Origin of the sequence: Nitrosomonas sp. Nm51 (assembly GCF_900111165.1) — a bacterium.
Lineage (GTDB): Bacteria > Pseudomonadota > Gammaproteobacteria > Burkholderiales > Nitrosomonadaceae > Nitrosomonas.
Genome location: NZ_FOGH01000006.1, coordinates 61,318 through 76,880 on the forward strand (window position 1 = coordinate 61,318; position 15,563 = coordinate 76,880).

Annotated in this window: 10 protein-coding genes and 1 pseudogene; 4 read left to right on the forward strand and 7 right to left on the reverse strand. The window is 48.6% G+C overall.

Annotation, left to right across the window (positions count from 1 at the left end; translation table 11 throughout):
- The first annotated feature begins 101 nt into the window (after window positions 1-101).
- Window positions 102-581, forward strand: coding sequence for an FKBP-type peptidyl-prolyl cis-trans isomerase (locus tag BMY60_RS04040; protein ID WP_090331422.1), 480 nt, complete (start codon window positions 102-104; stop codon window positions 579-581).
- Window positions 582-616: 35 nt separating this feature from the next.
- On the opposite strand, the gene mutS is transcribed toward BMY60_RS04040, so the two are convergent.
- On the reverse strand, window positions 617-3,199 hold the full coding sequence (mutS, locus tag BMY60_RS04045) for a DNA mismatch repair protein MutS (RefSeq protein WP_090331485.1): 2,583 nt from the start codon (window positions 3,197-3,199) through the stop codon (window positions 617-619).
- Between the two features lie 181 nt (window positions 3,200-3,380).
- Window positions 3,381-3,626: a hypothetical protein gene (locus BMY60_RS04050; protein ID WP_090331424.1), complete on the reverse strand. Its 246-nt coding sequence runs from the start codon at window positions 3,624-3,626 to the stop codon at window positions 3,381-3,383.
- Between the two features lie 515 nt (window positions 3,627-4,141).
- Here BMY60_RS04050 and BMY60_RS04060 point away from each other — a divergent pair.
- Window positions 4,142-4,924, forward strand: coding sequence for a Kazal-type serine protease inhibitor domain protein (locus tag BMY60_RS04060; RefSeq protein WP_090331428.1), 783 nt, complete (start codon window positions 4,142-4,144; stop codon window positions 4,922-4,924).
- 418 nt (window positions 4,925-5,342) lie between these two features.
- Here BMY60_RS04060 and BMY60_RS04065 read toward each other — a convergent pair.
- Window positions 5,343-6,236: pseudogene (locus tag BMY60_RS04065) on the reverse strand (IS1595 family transposase).
- A gap of 84 nt (window positions 6,237-6,320) precedes the next feature.
- On the opposite strand from BMY60_RS04065, the gene BMY60_RS04070 reads away from it, so the two are divergent.
- Together BMY60_RS04070 and lnt are read left to right on the forward strand one after the other, a co-directional pair.
- Complete coding sequence (locus BMY60_RS04070) at window positions 6,321-6,857, forward strand: hypothetical protein (protein WP_090331430.1); 537 nt, start codon at window positions 6,321-6,323, stop codon at window positions 6,855-6,857.
- A 118-nt stretch (window positions 6,858-6,975) separates the two neighbouring features.
- The gene (lnt, locus tag BMY60_RS04075; protein ID WP_090331432.1) at window positions 6,976-8,475 is read left to right on the forward strand and encodes an apolipoprotein N-acyltransferase; all 1,500 of its coding nucleotides are present in this window, start codon (window positions 6,976-6,978) and stop codon (window positions 8,473-8,475) included.
- A 21-nt stretch (window positions 8,476-8,496) separates the two neighbouring features.
- On the opposite strand, the gene lpxK is transcribed toward lnt, so the two are convergent.
- The 4 genes from lpxK to BMY60_RS04095 form a co-directional block, all read right to left on the reverse strand.
- Window positions 8,497-9,660 (reverse strand): tetraacyldisaccharide 4'-kinase, encoded by a 1,164-nt coding sequence (lpxK, locus tag BMY60_RS04080; RefSeq protein ID WP_090331434.1) that lies wholly within the window; start codon window positions 9,658-9,660, stop codon window positions 8,497-8,499.
- 365 nt (window positions 9,661-10,025) lie between these two features.
- Window positions 10,026-11,663 carry a glucose-6-phosphate isomerase gene (gene pgi / locus BMY60_RS04085; RefSeq protein ID WP_090331436.1) on the reverse strand — a complete coding sequence of 546 codons (1,638 nt, stop codon included), beginning with the start codon at window positions 11,661-11,663 and terminating at the stop codon, window positions 10,026-10,028.
- 36 nt (window positions 11,664-11,699) lie between these two features.
- Window positions 11,700-13,739, reverse strand: a complete 2,040-nt coding sequence (locus BMY60_RS04090; RefSeq protein ID WP_090331438.1) for an alpha-amylase/4-alpha-glucanotransferase domain-containing protein — start codon at window positions 13,737-13,739, stop codon at window positions 11,700-11,702.
- Between the two features lie 123 nt (window positions 13,740-13,862).
- Window positions 13,863-15,563, reverse strand: a complete 1,701-nt coding sequence (locus BMY60_RS04095) for a glycoside hydrolase family 57 protein (RefSeq protein ID WP_090331440.1) — start codon at window positions 15,561-15,563, stop codon at window positions 13,863-13,865.

A 15,563-nucleotide genomic window follows, 5' to 3' on the forward strand; every position in this document is an offset into this window, starting at 1 on the left:
TGCATAACACCACGGTAACGCTGTACCAGGCAATATCATATTGATAGAGCACTAGGGGGTGTTGTTTTTAATCAATTGATAAAATGGGGAGTTAAACCTATATGCGTATAGACAAAGATACTGTGGTGTCGCTTCAGTACGAACTATCCGATTCATCCGGCAACCTGATTGAAAAAACGGAAGATCCGATCAGCTATCTGCACGGCGGGTATGACGGCATTTTTCCCATGGTCGAGGAAGCCCTGCATGAAAAAGAGATCGGTTACAGTTGTACCGTTTCAATGGAACCGGAACATACTTTTGGTGACTATGACAGCGCTCTGGTCCGCCTGGAACCGCGCAGCGCTTTTCCCGAGAATGTCGAAGTCGGCATGCGTTTTGAAGGCGCTGCCGAAGGTTCGGACGATTACCAGATCTATACCGTGACCGATATCGCGGAAGATAAAGTGGTCGTGGACGGTAACCATCCGCTGGCCGGCATGAAGCTGAATTTTGCTTGTACGGTGATCGACGTGCGTGCGGCAACGACGGAAGAAATTTCGCATCAACACGTGCATGGATCCGATGGCCATATGCATTAGTACTAGCAAGCAGTTATCCATCGGGCGCTTTACTGTCAGCATTGTTCGTCCAGTATTTGCTTGATTTTATAGAGCTGTTCGAGCGCCTGCCGCGGTGTCAGTTCATCGGGTGAAATGGCGCGCAGCATGGGAATCAACGGATTTTCCTGTGGTTCGATATCGGTGTCGGCCTCGGCGTCGTCAAAAACCAGATCAAGTTGCGGCGTTTTGTCGGCGCTGTGTTTCTCGAGTTCCGTCAGATGTTTTCTGGCCATGCGGATCGCCTGACGAGGAACGCCCGCCAGCGCGGCGACCTGCAGGCCGTAACTCTGGCTCGCCGGTCCTGCGGTGACTTTATGCAGGAAAACAATGCGGTGTTTATGCTCCACGGCTTCCAGGTGGACATTGCGGATTTGTCTGAATTCTTCGGCCAGCTGCGTTAGTTCAAAATAATGCGTGGCAAACAGCGTGCAGCTTTTATTCCTGGTCAGCAGATAGCGCGCGATTGCCAGGGCGAGCGCAAGTCCGTCGAATGTCGACGTGCCGCGGCCGACTTCATCCATCAGCACCAGACTTTGCGCCGTGGCGTTGTGCAGAATATTGGCAGTCTCCGTCATTTCCACCATAAAGGTCGAATGCCCGCCTGCAAGATCGTCCGACGCGCCGATACGGGTAAAAATCTGGTCGAGCAGGCCGATTTGCACTTTTTCCGCCGGAACGAAGCTGCCGCAATGCGCCAGTAGCGCAATCAGCGCAACCTGGCGCATATAAGTTGACTTGCCGCCCATATTGGGCCCGGTGATAATCAGCATCTGATGGCCGCCGCGGTATTGCCGGCCCAGCTGCGCGTCATTGGGGATATAATTGTCCACCTGGCGCTCCACCACCGGATGGCGTCCCGCTTCGATATCGATCATCGTGTCTTCCGTGAATACCGGCGCGGTGTAGCCGAGCGCTTGCGCACGTTCCGCAAAGGCGCACAGCACATCAATACCGGCCACGCTGGCGGCGGTTTGCTGCAACACCGGAACCGATGCGGACAGCTTGTCCAGCAGTGTATCGTACAAAAATTTTTCGCGTGCTAGCGCGCGGTCCTGCGCAGCCAGCGCCTTGTCCTCAAATGTTTTGAGCTCGGGCGTGATGTAGCGTTCGGCGCTTTTGAGTGTCTGTCTGCGGCGGTAATTGTCCGGTACCTTGCCGGTATGCGCATGCGTGACTTCGATGTAGAAACCGTGCACACGGTTATATTCTACCTTGAGATTCGGAATGCCGGTACGTTCCTTTTCACGCGTTTCCAGTTGCAGCAGAAATTCGCCGCAGTTGTGTTGTAGGGCACGCAATTCGTCGAGTTCGGCATCATAACCGTCGGCAATCACGTTGCCTTCACGCAGCACAGCGCCAGGCTCCGGCCGGATTGCCTGCTCCAGCAAACTGGCCAGCGTGGGATCGGGCTGCAGATCCTGTGCTAACAGTGGAAGATTGCCTGCAGTGCATGCGGCAAGTGCTCTGGCCGCTTCGGGCAGCAGTTTCAGGCTGTCACGCAAACCCGATAAATCCCTTGGGCGCGCCGTGTGCAACGCAATGCGCGCCGTGATGCGCTCAATATCGGCGACATGCCGCAGACAATCGCGCACCGCCGAATACGCATTGTGCGCGATCAAGCCGGCCACGCTGTCCTGCCGTTGCTGAATTGCCGACAGGTCGCGCAGCGGATGATGCAGCCAGGACTGCAACAGACGGCTGCCCATGCTGGTGGCGCAGGTATCGAGCAGCGACAACAGTGTCGGCGCGCGCTCATTGCGAATGGTCTCGGAGATTTCCAGATTGCGGCGGGTGGCCGCATCCATGCGCACATATATATTATTACGCACTACCTGCAGCGATGTTACATGCAGTGCGGTGCTGCCCTGCGTCAGACGGGCGTATTCGAGCAGCGCATTGGCCGCTCCCAGCGCCGTTGTCAAATCCGCGCAGCCGAAGCCGGACAGATCGTACGCTTCGAAATGACGGGTCAGACTGCGCACGGCACTGTCGAAATCGAACTGCCACGGTGGCAGTGTTTTCAGAGTCCAGCGGCCGCGCAAATCCGGCGCCGAACGCAGCGATTCAGGCAGCAGAATTTCAGCCGGTTGCAGCCGTTCCAGCTCGCTGACCAGTTGCGCGGGCGCTGTTTCCATCACGCGCAACTGACCTGCTGCCAGATTCAGCCATGCCAGTCCAAGCGTAGTTTCATGAATCGTCAGCGCCAGTAGGATGCAGTCGCGCTTGTCCTCCATCAAAGCCGCGTCGGTTAACGTGCCCGGTGTGACAATGCGCGTCACCTCACGCGCAACCGGCCCCTTGCTCGTTGCCGGATCGCCTGTTTGTTCGCAAATCGCGACCGACTCGCCGAGTTTGACGAGCCGGGCCAGATACTGCTCGGCGGCATGATACGGCACCCCGGCCATTTTGATCGGCCCGCCCGCGGACGTGCCGCGCTGCGTCAATGTGATATCCAGCAGACCGGCGGCTTTCTCGGCATCGCCGTAAAACAACTCGTAAAAATCGCCCATGCGGTAAAACAGCAGCATATCGGGATACTGCGCCTTGATGCGCAGATACTGCTGCATCATGGGCGTGTGCTGCGGCTCTTTTTTCATACGGATATCGGGGTTATTGGGCGATGAATGGTTCGGATGGGTCGTGTCATGTGACAGGATTTTAGCATTGAATACTGTCGGACAAATCAGCTTTGCCTCAATCTCGATCGGATAACAATGATAAGATACCATTGAAATGTTATGTACAGTTTCGCGCTGACGTAGTGTCCTCCAAATAATTTTACATTATTTTGGTTTTGTTATACTTGAAGGACGGAATCATTAAGAGGAAAAAGCGATTCTTGGGCAGGACAGGCATTTCGTCACTGCTGAGCTGCTGAATGGCATATTTGCGCCCATAGCCTGTAGCAGCAACAAAACCGTCCAATATCTTCCTTTTGTCTGGCCAACTCGCGTCTCGATACTTCCCTCTGATACTTGCTTGCAATTCTCTGCGTACGATCAGACGCATTGATTTCGCTGTCATCTAAATCTCCTTTTAAGTAGTGTGATTTTAGAATCATAAATAGGGGATATGTAACCCCCTCGCCTTAGACGGAAACTAAAGAAAGCCTTCTTTCCTTTGGGGAGAAGGTTGGAAGATGGGAGCTGCGAAGTCGCTAGAGTTGATGTGGCAGGTAAAAATACCCTTGCCCACATCTCTTCTTATACCGTGATAGTCGGTCCGTATGGCCGAATAGTCCGGCTTTTAGCCGGTGGAGTACTCGTATGGGGCAACGGCTTCTAAGTAGTATGATTTTTAATCAATCAATGCGCGGTGAAAAAGATGTCAACAATTCATTTTTTCGATCTATAGGATGTTGTGGCATCGTCAAGCGTGCCGCGAGTCAATTAAAAAACCGGGTAGATTATGTTTTTGAGCCAAAAAACTTTTGCTGTCTACGTATTCGCACGTATATTTTTTTTTTATATTTTTCGATAATGTTTTATTAACGTAGCGAGTACGATAAGTGCGGACACGAAACTAATGAGGTGACAGTCATGACACAAACGATTACGATCAAACTTTTCTCTATTTTGCTCGGATTATTGTTCTGTTTGAGCATCGCCGGTATCCCGCGTATCACTCAGGCTGATAAAAAGCACTACGCTCAACATTCCAAGCAAATCAAAACAGAATATCAATACGCCGCGAAAGTCGCTTGTTCGCTGTTGTTGCCGCACCAGGATGGCACGTTGGCAAGAGGCGTCTATCGTTCGATAATCAACATACATAATCCTACTGACGAAAAAATCACGATCGCCGCCAAGGTGGCGCTGGCGACACAATTTGGGTCGGATCCAGGCCCGTTCGATGTGACGCCATTTAAAAGTGCCGTTCTCCAGCCTGACGGAGCGGTTGCAATCAACTGCTTTGATATCGCAAGTTACTTTTGTCCTATTAACGGCGTATGCGTGGATTTCGCATTTTTAGAAGGTTTTCTGGTGATCAAGAGTCCTGAGTTGCTGGACGTGGTTGGGGTGTATACCGCCCGGCACACGGACGGAGAGGTTGAATCCATCGATGTCGAAACGGTAAAACCGCGCAGAATTCGGGATATCGTTAAGCTGGAACCGACGGAACCGGCCAAGCCAGGGAAAGGCAAGCGTATGGATTATCCACCGAAAGGAAGTTCCGCTTACGGCGGCCAGGAACCCAAGCAGATGTGTGGCGGAATTGCTGGCTTTCCATGTCCTGATGGCATGAAGTGCGTGGATGATCCTTCAGATGATTGTGATCCCACGCAAGGCGGTGCAGATTGCCCCGGTATCTGTGTGAAATAACGATCGTAAGGAGCCGCGAATAAATAAGTGTGACAATTGGGCGCGTCTGGCGGGATGCAAGGCGAGAGGATGAGTCATAGCCAAGCTATGGCGACGACGAACACTGCCGCAGTGTGCCCGCCAGATGCGATCCAGGTGTTACAGTTATTTATGAACGACTCCTAAGTTAAAAAGAACAAAAGAATTGTCTTGGAAGTTGGAAATTATATCCGCCTTTCTATATCCACCTTTCAAAACAATAGAATAGTTTGTGATACGCAAATTGTTCTTATTTGTAAAAAGATTCACTGGGCGTAAAGTTTTTATCAGCAAGATTTTTAGGCCATGCTTTTATCAAGCAGCTCGCCCATTGATTCTGAATGAAAAGCAGTTTTTTTGTCAAAATTATTTCTCATAAGGAGGATTCTAAAATATGCCTCTAAACTATTTTCAGTTTAATTGGATTGTGCCACAAGCAAGCACTCAGGAGACGGGAAGGTAATTCAGCTTCCCATGCTCGTCGATTAAAACGGTAGCAAAACGCATTGAGATATTCTTGCAAGTAGCCTGATGACACACCATGATACGTTCCCAGCAAGAATGTTTTAAGGTTGCCAATGGCGATATATACTCATGGCAACCACTCACCGGCTTTGTCTGGCGGGGTCACGCGTGCGGTATGATTCTGTGTTTTGCCGATTTCGGCTAAAGAAGGCAGCGCATCGCTTCGCACACATTGGTCAGGTGACAGGTGCCGCTTTACAAACTGCGAGACCGTTTCCCCGTTAACGCCAGAAACCTGCTGCATGGCAATAAAACCGGCACGCTTTTCCCGATTCTCAATAGCTACCAGCACCGATGTTTTTCCTTCGGCACCCCGGCCGCGCTTTCCCCCGGCATGGCGCCCTCCAATCAACGCATCGTCTATTTCAATCAATTCATGTAATCGATATATGCTGTCCCGGTGTCCCATGGCAATGCGAATCTTTCGCAGCATTCTGCTAGCGGTTATCCAGGACACGTTTATTTGTTTGGATAAACGCAAGGCAGAAATACCGCCTTTATCTGATGCAACCAGGTAAATTGCCCAAAACCACTTGGTTAGTGGCAGATTGGTTGAATGAAACAAGGTGCCTGCCGTTAATGAGGTTTGTTTGTGGCATTGACTACATTCCCAATACCCACGCGTCTTAATACTGTAACCACCATCGTGACCACAACATGGGCAGCGAAAACCTTCCGGCCAGCGTCGCTCAATCAATGCTTGTGCGCAGCCTTCTTCTGTACCGTACTGTTTTTGCCAATCTATCAAAGTCATTTCTTTGCCTTTCATCACCATTCCTTTATCTTGTTGATCTTATTGAATAAGACAGAAAAAACTGAGAATTGTTCATAGGCATAAAAAATTATATATCCGATGAACCATGCTACAAGACTTCCGATTGCGCCATGGAATATTCTTACGAATATATTATTGAATGCAGTTCCTTTTCCAATGCGGTGGTCTCCACGTCGCTTGCACCGAATACTAGACGCATTTCCTGAAGAAGCATATGCGCCGCGACTGGAGGTGGAAGGTGGGCTTGTGGTATCTTGCGAGCAGTGGAGATTACCTTCGGACTTGGGTTGGCATCACTCAGAACCAGTTCCCTCTAAAGTTAAAGCATTAATGAAAATACGATGCAAGTTAGGGTTGCCCAGAGTAGTTTTTCTGTCACCTGGCCCAGCAAAACGTCCGATTCCGTGTGACCTTGAAAATCCAATATCGGTTTTGAAGATTGAAGAAGCCTATAAAAAAGGTGGGGATATTCTTTTAATAGCAATGACCCCGGATCCAAATTCGGTATTTTTGTCAGGCCAGCACAAAAGCCACCTATCCTGCGCTCTAATGCGATTACCGCTTGATGAGACACCGGAAGAGATGGCTGACCGTATTGGACCAATATTAATTTGAATGAATGACAGATCGTAGGGTTGGGCGCATGCCTAAAATCATGACCATACCCATTCGTTTAGCCAGTTATTGTTTTCAGGATGATATACTCAACAAAAAACAACTGGTCATTAATTGATTGAAAAATTTTTATTTTAGATTCATTGCCGTATTCCTTTCGGGCATTCTGACCGTATCTGGTTTTGCGCCGTTTTACTGGTTTCCGTTACCGGTCGTAACGCTTGCTCTGTTATTTTTTTTCTGGCGCTGCAGTTCGAAAACTGCCCAGGCCGTATGGTTGGGTTTCTCATTTGGTATGGGGTTGTTCTGCGCAGGCGTTACCTGGCTATACGTCAGTCTGCATGACTTTGGTGCCATGCCTCCGATACTCGCAATTTTCGCACTGCTAATACTTTGCGTCTATTTATCTTTGTTTCCGGCTGTTTGTGGCTGGCTGGCTGCACGCATGCATTTGGCTTCGCCACTTATCTGGGCGTTTGCTGTGGCGGCAGCCTGGATGTTGACTGAATGGCTGCGGGGTACATTATTTACCGGCTTTCCCTGGCTGGCGATTGGCTATTCGCAGGTGCCTGCCAGTCCGTTGGCCGGATTCGCTCCCGTTGTGGGTGTTTATGGTGTGTCGCTGATCGTGGTGTTGAGTGCTGCGTTGCTCTGTTACTTGTTTGAAAAAAGAATAGCTGCGTGGCGGGCTGGCGCATTCTTGGCTTTGATCTGGGTTGGTGGATTTGGTCTTCAGTTCATCCACTGGACACAACCAATCGGCGAACCGGTCACTGTTAGTTTGTTGCAGGGTAATATTGAACAGGATTTAAAATGGCGTGAAGACCATGTGGAAAAAACCATGAGAACCTATGCGGAATTGATTTTGGAAAGCAAGAGCCGCTTAATTGTAACCCCTGAAATTTCGATACCCCTTTTCAACGATACTGTGCCGCCGGCTTATCTGGCTTATCTGGCAGAGCATGCAAGGAACAATAATGGGGATGTGCTTATTGGTCTGGCTGAACACGCGACAAATGGTGATAATACCTATTACAACAGTATGTTCAGTTTCGGCATATCGCCTGAACAGGTTTACCGCAAGCATCACTTGGTGCCTTTCGGTGAGTTTATTCCTTTAAAGCCGGTTTTTGGGTGGATTATTAATGTATTGCAGATTCCGCTGTCAGACTTCTCGCGCGGTGATGTCAATCAGCAGCCGTTGCTGCTGGCTGGGCAACAGGTTGCTGTTAATATCTGTTATGAGGATGTGTTTGGTGAAGAAATTATCAATCAATTGCCGCAGGCAACATTGTTGGTGAATGTCAGTAATGATGCCTGGTTTGGCCGCTCTATTGGTCCGCATCAACATTTGCAGATATCGCAAATGCGTGCGCTGGAGACCGGGCGTTATATGCTGCGTGCCACCAATACAGGCTTAACGGCCATTATTAATGAACGCGGTAACGTACTGGAGCAAATACCAATATTCACTACCGCCGGGTTGCATGGAGATGCGCAGGGCTTTACCGGCGCAACACCTTATGTAAGATTCGGCAATTATCTTGCATTGCTGATGGCCGGTGTTTTGTTAGGCATTGGAGTGATTGTGGCGTATCGAAATTCACGCAACGCGTAATGTTCGGTTTATGCAGCCAGGCTAATTGCTGTCTTGCAGCTGGAGAACAGGTATGCCGTCTTTGATCGGGAAACTTAGTTGTTCTTGATCGCATATCAGTGTATCTTCCTGTTCTTGGTGACGCAGCTGGCATTTGCAGTTTGGACAGCTCATTTCATTTAATACATCCGAATCGGCAAATTTTTCCCTCAGCATATTCAGCACCCGTGCTTGAATTTCACCGTTAACCCAGGCTTCTACCGGTAATGCCCAGACTTGGTCTGTTACAAAACCCTGACATTGTATTGCTTCCTCTTCCAACATGATAATCGCTTCGGCCTGAATAGAAGAAAAATCCTGTTCAACAAAACGGTGGTCGTCTGCAACAGTCTGCAGCTTTCCTTTGAGTCCATACTGCTGTAGCTGGTTAGCAAGCCACTGAACATTTTCGTATGTAGTAACAGCCTGCAGTGTTTTATCCTTCAGACTTGAGACGGGTTGACGAACATCAGAATTTGATAAATTGTATACAGTTTCACCAACCAGTTTCATATGATATGTTGGCGCCCAGTCGCTGGTATCAAAATGCAGTTTTCGTGGACTGTTGATCACAACTGCATCAACGCTGTGCAAACGTTTTATGCTGGCACGTAGCGGACCTGCGGGTAATAATAGTCCGTTTCCAAAGCTGGATTCATTAAAATCAGCAACGGCAATTTCGAAATCGCGCTCCAACCGCGGAAATTGCAGTCCAAAGGTGCAAATGATGACATTGCAGTCAGGGTGCGCTTGCAGCAATGCCTGGGCTACATCAGCAGGATTATTGCCCGCCCAGACAGGACAGGTATGTTCAAAACGTTTTGCCAGCAGCAATGCTTTGCCCCGCGCTCTGGTCTGATAGTCCTGTTTTGCTACCGCCTCAGGACGACCCGGATGATCTGGATCGCCTTGTGTGACGATACCTGGGCACAAACCGCGTGCCTGCAGTGTTTCAACAAGCCATAACACCAATGGCGTCTTACCGCCATCATCGATTGTGATGCTGTCGACTACAATCACGGGAACCGGGAGCCTGACTGAGGAAAAAAAGTCCAGCCAGTAACTTAATTTGCGTATATTTAAGAATAAATTAAATAGCAGACTGAGTGGCCAAAGCAATAAATGCAATGGCGTAATACGATGCCAGTATAAGTCAGACAATTTCATGGTGATCCTCCGTAAGTTATCAACACTTACTTTGCATACAATCTTAAACAGTATATCCAATTTCAACAGTGAAAATTCTCACATGGTACCTGCGAATAATGCAAACTGACTTTTACACAGATTCTAATCCGTCAGTAGCAAGTTAGCAGCAAGATATTAATCACTGATAAATTATCTGACACTATAAACCGTTCAAATGTTTTTATAACTTAAATAAAATAAATAAAATGATGTTATTTAACAGCATGAGGTGGCATGACTTTTTTCTGAATGGGATAAGGCTGCATGCTGTAATGGTCTAATCTCTATACTTCAAGACTAGAAAAAGTGGGTATTGAATTATGAAATTTGGCTAATTATGCGTGTCAGCATTGATTTTTTTTAAAAAAATTAATTAATCCATTGGTGGAAGCGTCGTGCGATGAGGCTGGTTTATCCTGCTCCAGTTCGGGCAGAATATTGTTGCTGAGTTGTTTCCCCAGCTCAACGCCCCATTGGTCAAATGGATTGATGTTCCAGATGACACTTTGCACAAAAACTTTATGTTCATACAGCGCAATCAATGTGCCCAGGGTTCTGGGGTCCAGCTTCTTGTATAAAATGGATGTGGTCGGACGGTTTCCGGGAAAAATTTTGTGCGGCAGCAGTTTCTCAATGCTTTCAGCGGATAGTCCCTGAGATTTCAATTCATTCCGTACTTCAGATTCATTCTTTCCCTGCATTAACGCCTCAGTCTGGGCGAAAAAATTAGCCAGCAGTAACCGATGATGGTTATCAGTCGGATGCTGGCTTTGACAGGGAGCCAGAAAATCAGCTGAAACAGTTTGTGTTCCCTGGTGTAATAACTGGTAAAAGGCGTGCTGGCCGTTTGTCCCTGGCTCTCCCCAGATCACAGTCCCGGTTTGATAATCGACCTCCTGGCCGTTCCGGGAAATGCGCTTGCCGTTACTTTCCATTTCCAATTGTTGCAGATAAGCCGGGAAACGGTGCAGGTATTGATCATAGGGCAATACGGCATGTGACCTGATGCCATTAAAATTAATATGCCAGACAGCAAGCAATCCGAGCATGACCGGCAAGTTTCCTTTCAATGGAGTCGTTGAAAAGTGTTGATCCATGGCTTCAGCACCCGCAAGCAATGCTCGAAAATGTTCCATGCCGATCATCAATACAATGGACATTCCAATGGATGACCACAGCGAATAACGCCCGCCGACCCAATCCCAGAACTCAAACATATTGCTGGCGTCGATACCGAATTTTTCAACGGCGGTGCGATTGGTGGAGACGGCAATAAAATGCGTTGCGACGGCTTTCTCGCTATTGCTCTGCGCGACAAACCATTGACGTGCCGAGCGTGCATTGGTCATGGTTTCCTGCGTAGTGAATGTTTTTGATGCAATGATAAACAGCGTTGTGGCTGGATTGAGTTGCCGTAGTGTCTCATAAAGCTGTACCCCATCAACGTTTGAAACAAAATGGGCTCTGAGTCTGTTTAAGCAATAGGGTTTAAGTGCCTCGGTAACCATCACCGGGCCGAGATCAGATCCGCCGATACCGATGTTGACGATGTCGGTAATAGGTTTGCCGGAGTAACCAAGGTATTCTCCATTACGTACCGCGGTTGAGAATTGCGCCATTTTTTGTAGTACGCTGCTAACTTTAAGTGTGACGTCCTCGCCATCGAGCATAACGGGCTTTTTACTGCGCAAGGCAATATGTAATGCTGCCCGGTCTTCTGTGGTATTTATTTTTTCACCCAGAAACATGCGTTCAATCCATGTTTTCAAATTCTGCTGACGGGCAAGTGCAAGCAAAAGATCGACGGTCTGATATGTGACAGGCTGTTTCGAGATATCGACCAGGATATCTTCAAACTGAAGGGAGAATTTGTCGAAGCGGTGTACATCCTGCTTGAACAGATCGCGCGCAGGCTGCTGCATGCACGTGGATTGATGTGCTTTTAGTGCAAGCCAGGCTGGTGATTCGGTTAGAAGAGACATGATCGCGCGTCGTTTATGTTAAAGAGCAGTAGCGCGTTAATGACTGCGTCCGTGTTTTTGCACTTCTAGCGTGAGAGTAAATGCCTGTCGTTGAACCGGCCATTCCAAATGCAGTGTTACTGCCTGCATGATTTTTTCAAACCCGTGTTCAGATTGGGAAACTGTAAAATGCGGTTGCGCATTAAACCGGACGGGTACAGAAGTACTTAATATGAGACAGCCGCCCAGCGTATCATCGTCTAGCGTAATCCGGTTCAGTTGGGCCAGTTGCTGCAACTGGCCAAAATTGCCCAAGATGTTATCTTGGTAAATAAAGCGCCCGCCTACGCCATCGCAACTGGGCATGGCTAAATTGATTTCGGTGCGGAAAACACCATCGGATTTTTCGATGAAGCTGTAGCGGACACATAAACGATTATCTGTTAACGACAACGTTTTTTCAATAGATTGTTGTCTGTTGCCGTCAGACTGAAAGTAAATAGTGCTGGAATCAGACGCGGTATACTGATAACTGACCAATACGTCATTGAGGCTGTCTACAAACAAGTGACGTGGATGTGAATCAGGTTCCAGGTCGGCGGTATGAATAATATGTTTGTTTAATACACGGTCGTGTGCAGAGATAATACCGCTTTCCGAATTGTCGCCATCTTTGTGCGAAACTTCCCCGTCCAGCTGGACATTGCGATAGTAGTGCTCCGTCTGACGCTGCAGCGTGTCGCCAAAATTATGACTAAGCGGATAGGCGTCGAATTCTACAATACTGGCATAACGGCCGCGTTTCATAATAATCTGGAGCATGTTATTTTGTAAATGGATTTCTTCCAGACCATCAAGATCGAAGTCCCTGATAGTAACTGTTTCGCGGGGTGCACAGCGGTCGAGCATGGCTTCGAGCTCAATTAAATGGTTGTAAATTGCGCGCCGCAGATGCGGCAGATAAAGGCCGCCGAATAAACCATGCCAATAGGCGTCATTAGCCTGGGCGGCGTACAGTTTTTGCTGCATGGCAGCCGTTCGCTGGTTTTCCGGCAATCCGGCGAGCCGCGCTGAAAGCACGAGCATGCGTTTATGCATCCAGTTCGACTCAGGATAGCGTGACAGAAAATTCTTCCATATGCCGCCGCGCAAATACGCTTTTTTTTGCTCATACCAGCCGGCTGTCTTTGATTCTTTGATCAAATCGTCAAATGCCTGGGCAGACTCGGCGGGTAGCGTCCAGGTGTTCATTTCGATGTATGAAGTTGTCGGCAAGTAAACTACGCCTTGTGTCTTTTCAGCCGCATGGTAATCGCGGTAGTGGCGTGTCTTAATTCTGGGTGAGGCCAGAACGCGCTGAATAAACTGTTCAAGCCAGCCTTTTTCGTAAACCCATTGATAGGTCTCCGGCCATATGCCGAATTTTTCAATATCGTCGAAATAAATTGCGACATCGTGTTGAGCTTCATCGTTATTTAAGTGTTGGTCTGACAGTGATTCAAGGTAAGCGATCGCATCGTTGGCGGGCGAGAAAGGCAGCTTGTAACGCAATGTTTCGGAGATGGGGAAAATATCCAGCTGATAGGCATCTTCTTCAGTGGTATAAAAACCATTTAGCTGCGCAGTTGACTTGCCGGTGCAAAGAAAATGGTAATCATCGACGATGACATAGCGAATGCCGCAGTTGGCCAGCGCCGGTACCACAGTCGACTCCCACACGCGTTCGGTCAGCCACGCGCCTTGTGGCCTTTGACCCAAAGTTGCGGCAAGTTTGCTGGAAAAAGCTTCAATTTGCCCGATACGGTCGCGATACGGAATCACAGCCAAAACAGGTTCGGTATCGCCTGCGCCGAACAGTTCAACCTGCCCGCGATCGACCATTGTCTTGAGTAATGCCATGTCTTGCGGATAATGTTCAAACAGATAGTCGAGCAACCAGCCCGAAAAATGCACTGCGAAATGAAAATCAGGATAACGGTAGAGCGTTTCTAAAAAAGGCCTGTAGCAACGAAAATGCGCGTCTTCCAACACTTCAGGAAAATTGCCAATCGGTTGATGCGCGTGCACACCAAAAAGTAACGATACCGGTCGCTGCATAATGAATATTCCCGTTTTTAATTGATATAACTATACGCTTAAACAGTGTAATCGACTACCGGGTGCATAAAAATTTAATGGTTGAGTATGAGTCAAAATTGTCCTCGCCGTCAGCTAAATCGGTTACGTAGACCGTCGCATCGCGCCGCCTCCTGAAGCATGCTCATCGCCTTTGCTGATCGGTTCGTATACTGCAGACGGGACAGGCAGTTTCAGCAGGCGATAAAGATTGGCCAGATTGTCCCGGAATAACTGATCAAACCGGGCAACAGTGTCGGCCTGATTATAATCGCCGAACCACCAGAACCAGTCGGAGCTTTCGCATGATGCAAGTTGTAGATTGGCTTCGGTCTTTTCCTGCATGGATAACTTGTCGCCATGTATGACGGCGTCATAGCTTTCTTTGGCGGCACAGAGCAAGTCCCATGCATGGTTCTTCTCAGGATCGCCAATCCAGGTGGAAAATGTGCCATATACCCAGCTTCCGGCAGATAGTGCGGGTAATGTCACGACATTTCTGGCGTGGTTGGCTGAAGAAATATAATCCTGGTATGTGGTAGTATGAATACTGGCGTGGCTTTCCAGCAGACTGTACAGGTCATCGAGAAAATAAAAACCGTTATAGGGATAGAATTCCCAGGCGTTTTCGCCATCGAGTATGATGCTGGCAACAGGGTTTTCATCCGGCTTTGCGTGATGTGCGATTTGTTCAAGCGATTGAATAAAATGTTCGGCGGCGTCCCGTCCGTACCACCTGGCGTATTCAAAGCCGATTAAATCGGACAGCTGGTCATCCCGAAAAAAGCAGGTCAGGCTATTATCGCCCTGAATGCGGTAAGGGCGGTACAAATAGCGGTTACGGTCGGATAAATCCAAATCCGGGTAAGACTTGCGCAAACTGTTTGCAAGTACGCCCTCGCCGCTTGCACACCATTGGTACCCTGATTTTTCCAGCAGCTGAGTCAGCGGATGTGAAACCGCGCCTTCAGCGGGCCAGATTCCGGCCGGTTTGATGTCAAAACGTTGTTGATGACTTTTTATGGCGGAGGCAAGATGAAATGCTGCACGGTCGCGGCCGCCGGGATACAGTTTGCTAACCGGCAACGAAGTTCCTGGCAGACTGTCCTGTGCGGAAGTAAAATCGATCAGCAAGGGCGCAAGCGGGTGGTAATGCGGTGTTGTCGATAACTCAATCTGTCCGCTTTCGGCAAGCCTGCGGTAACGCGGTACCAATCCGTGGATTAATTCCCCAATTAAGCTGAATAGCTGGACTCTGTCGGAAAAATTAAAGTTTTCGCATTTTTCCATAAGTTGCAGCACTGTCTTATTATTTTGCCGGACGCTTTCGCCTGTCCATGCCAAGTGGTACCATACCAGCAGGTCGGCAATATAATGCTCAGAGAAATGAACCAGTCCGCCTGCGTTTTTTTGCTGCACGATATCATACAAATCATGTAACCGTTCGTAGGCGGGATAAGGCTTGAGCATGGTCTCGTGATTGCCTTTAAAGCAATTGGTTAAAATGAGTTCACGCTCGCTGTCGGAAATATTTCCCAGATCAGATGTAATTAACAGGCGAAGCAGGGGGTCGCGTATCTGGCCAGTGGAAAATTGCGCTGCGTAATCTTCAATCTGATCCAGTAATATCGGCACAAAATTGACAACAGCCTTGATTTCGGGATGATTCTCCAGGTGATATGCCATGTCGGTATAATCTTTAATGGCATGCAAATAGACCCAGGGCATTTCGAATTCACGCGTGTCATAGTGCCGGTAATCCGGCTGGTGCATGTGCCACAGCAGGATAAGCTCAACCTGTTGCAT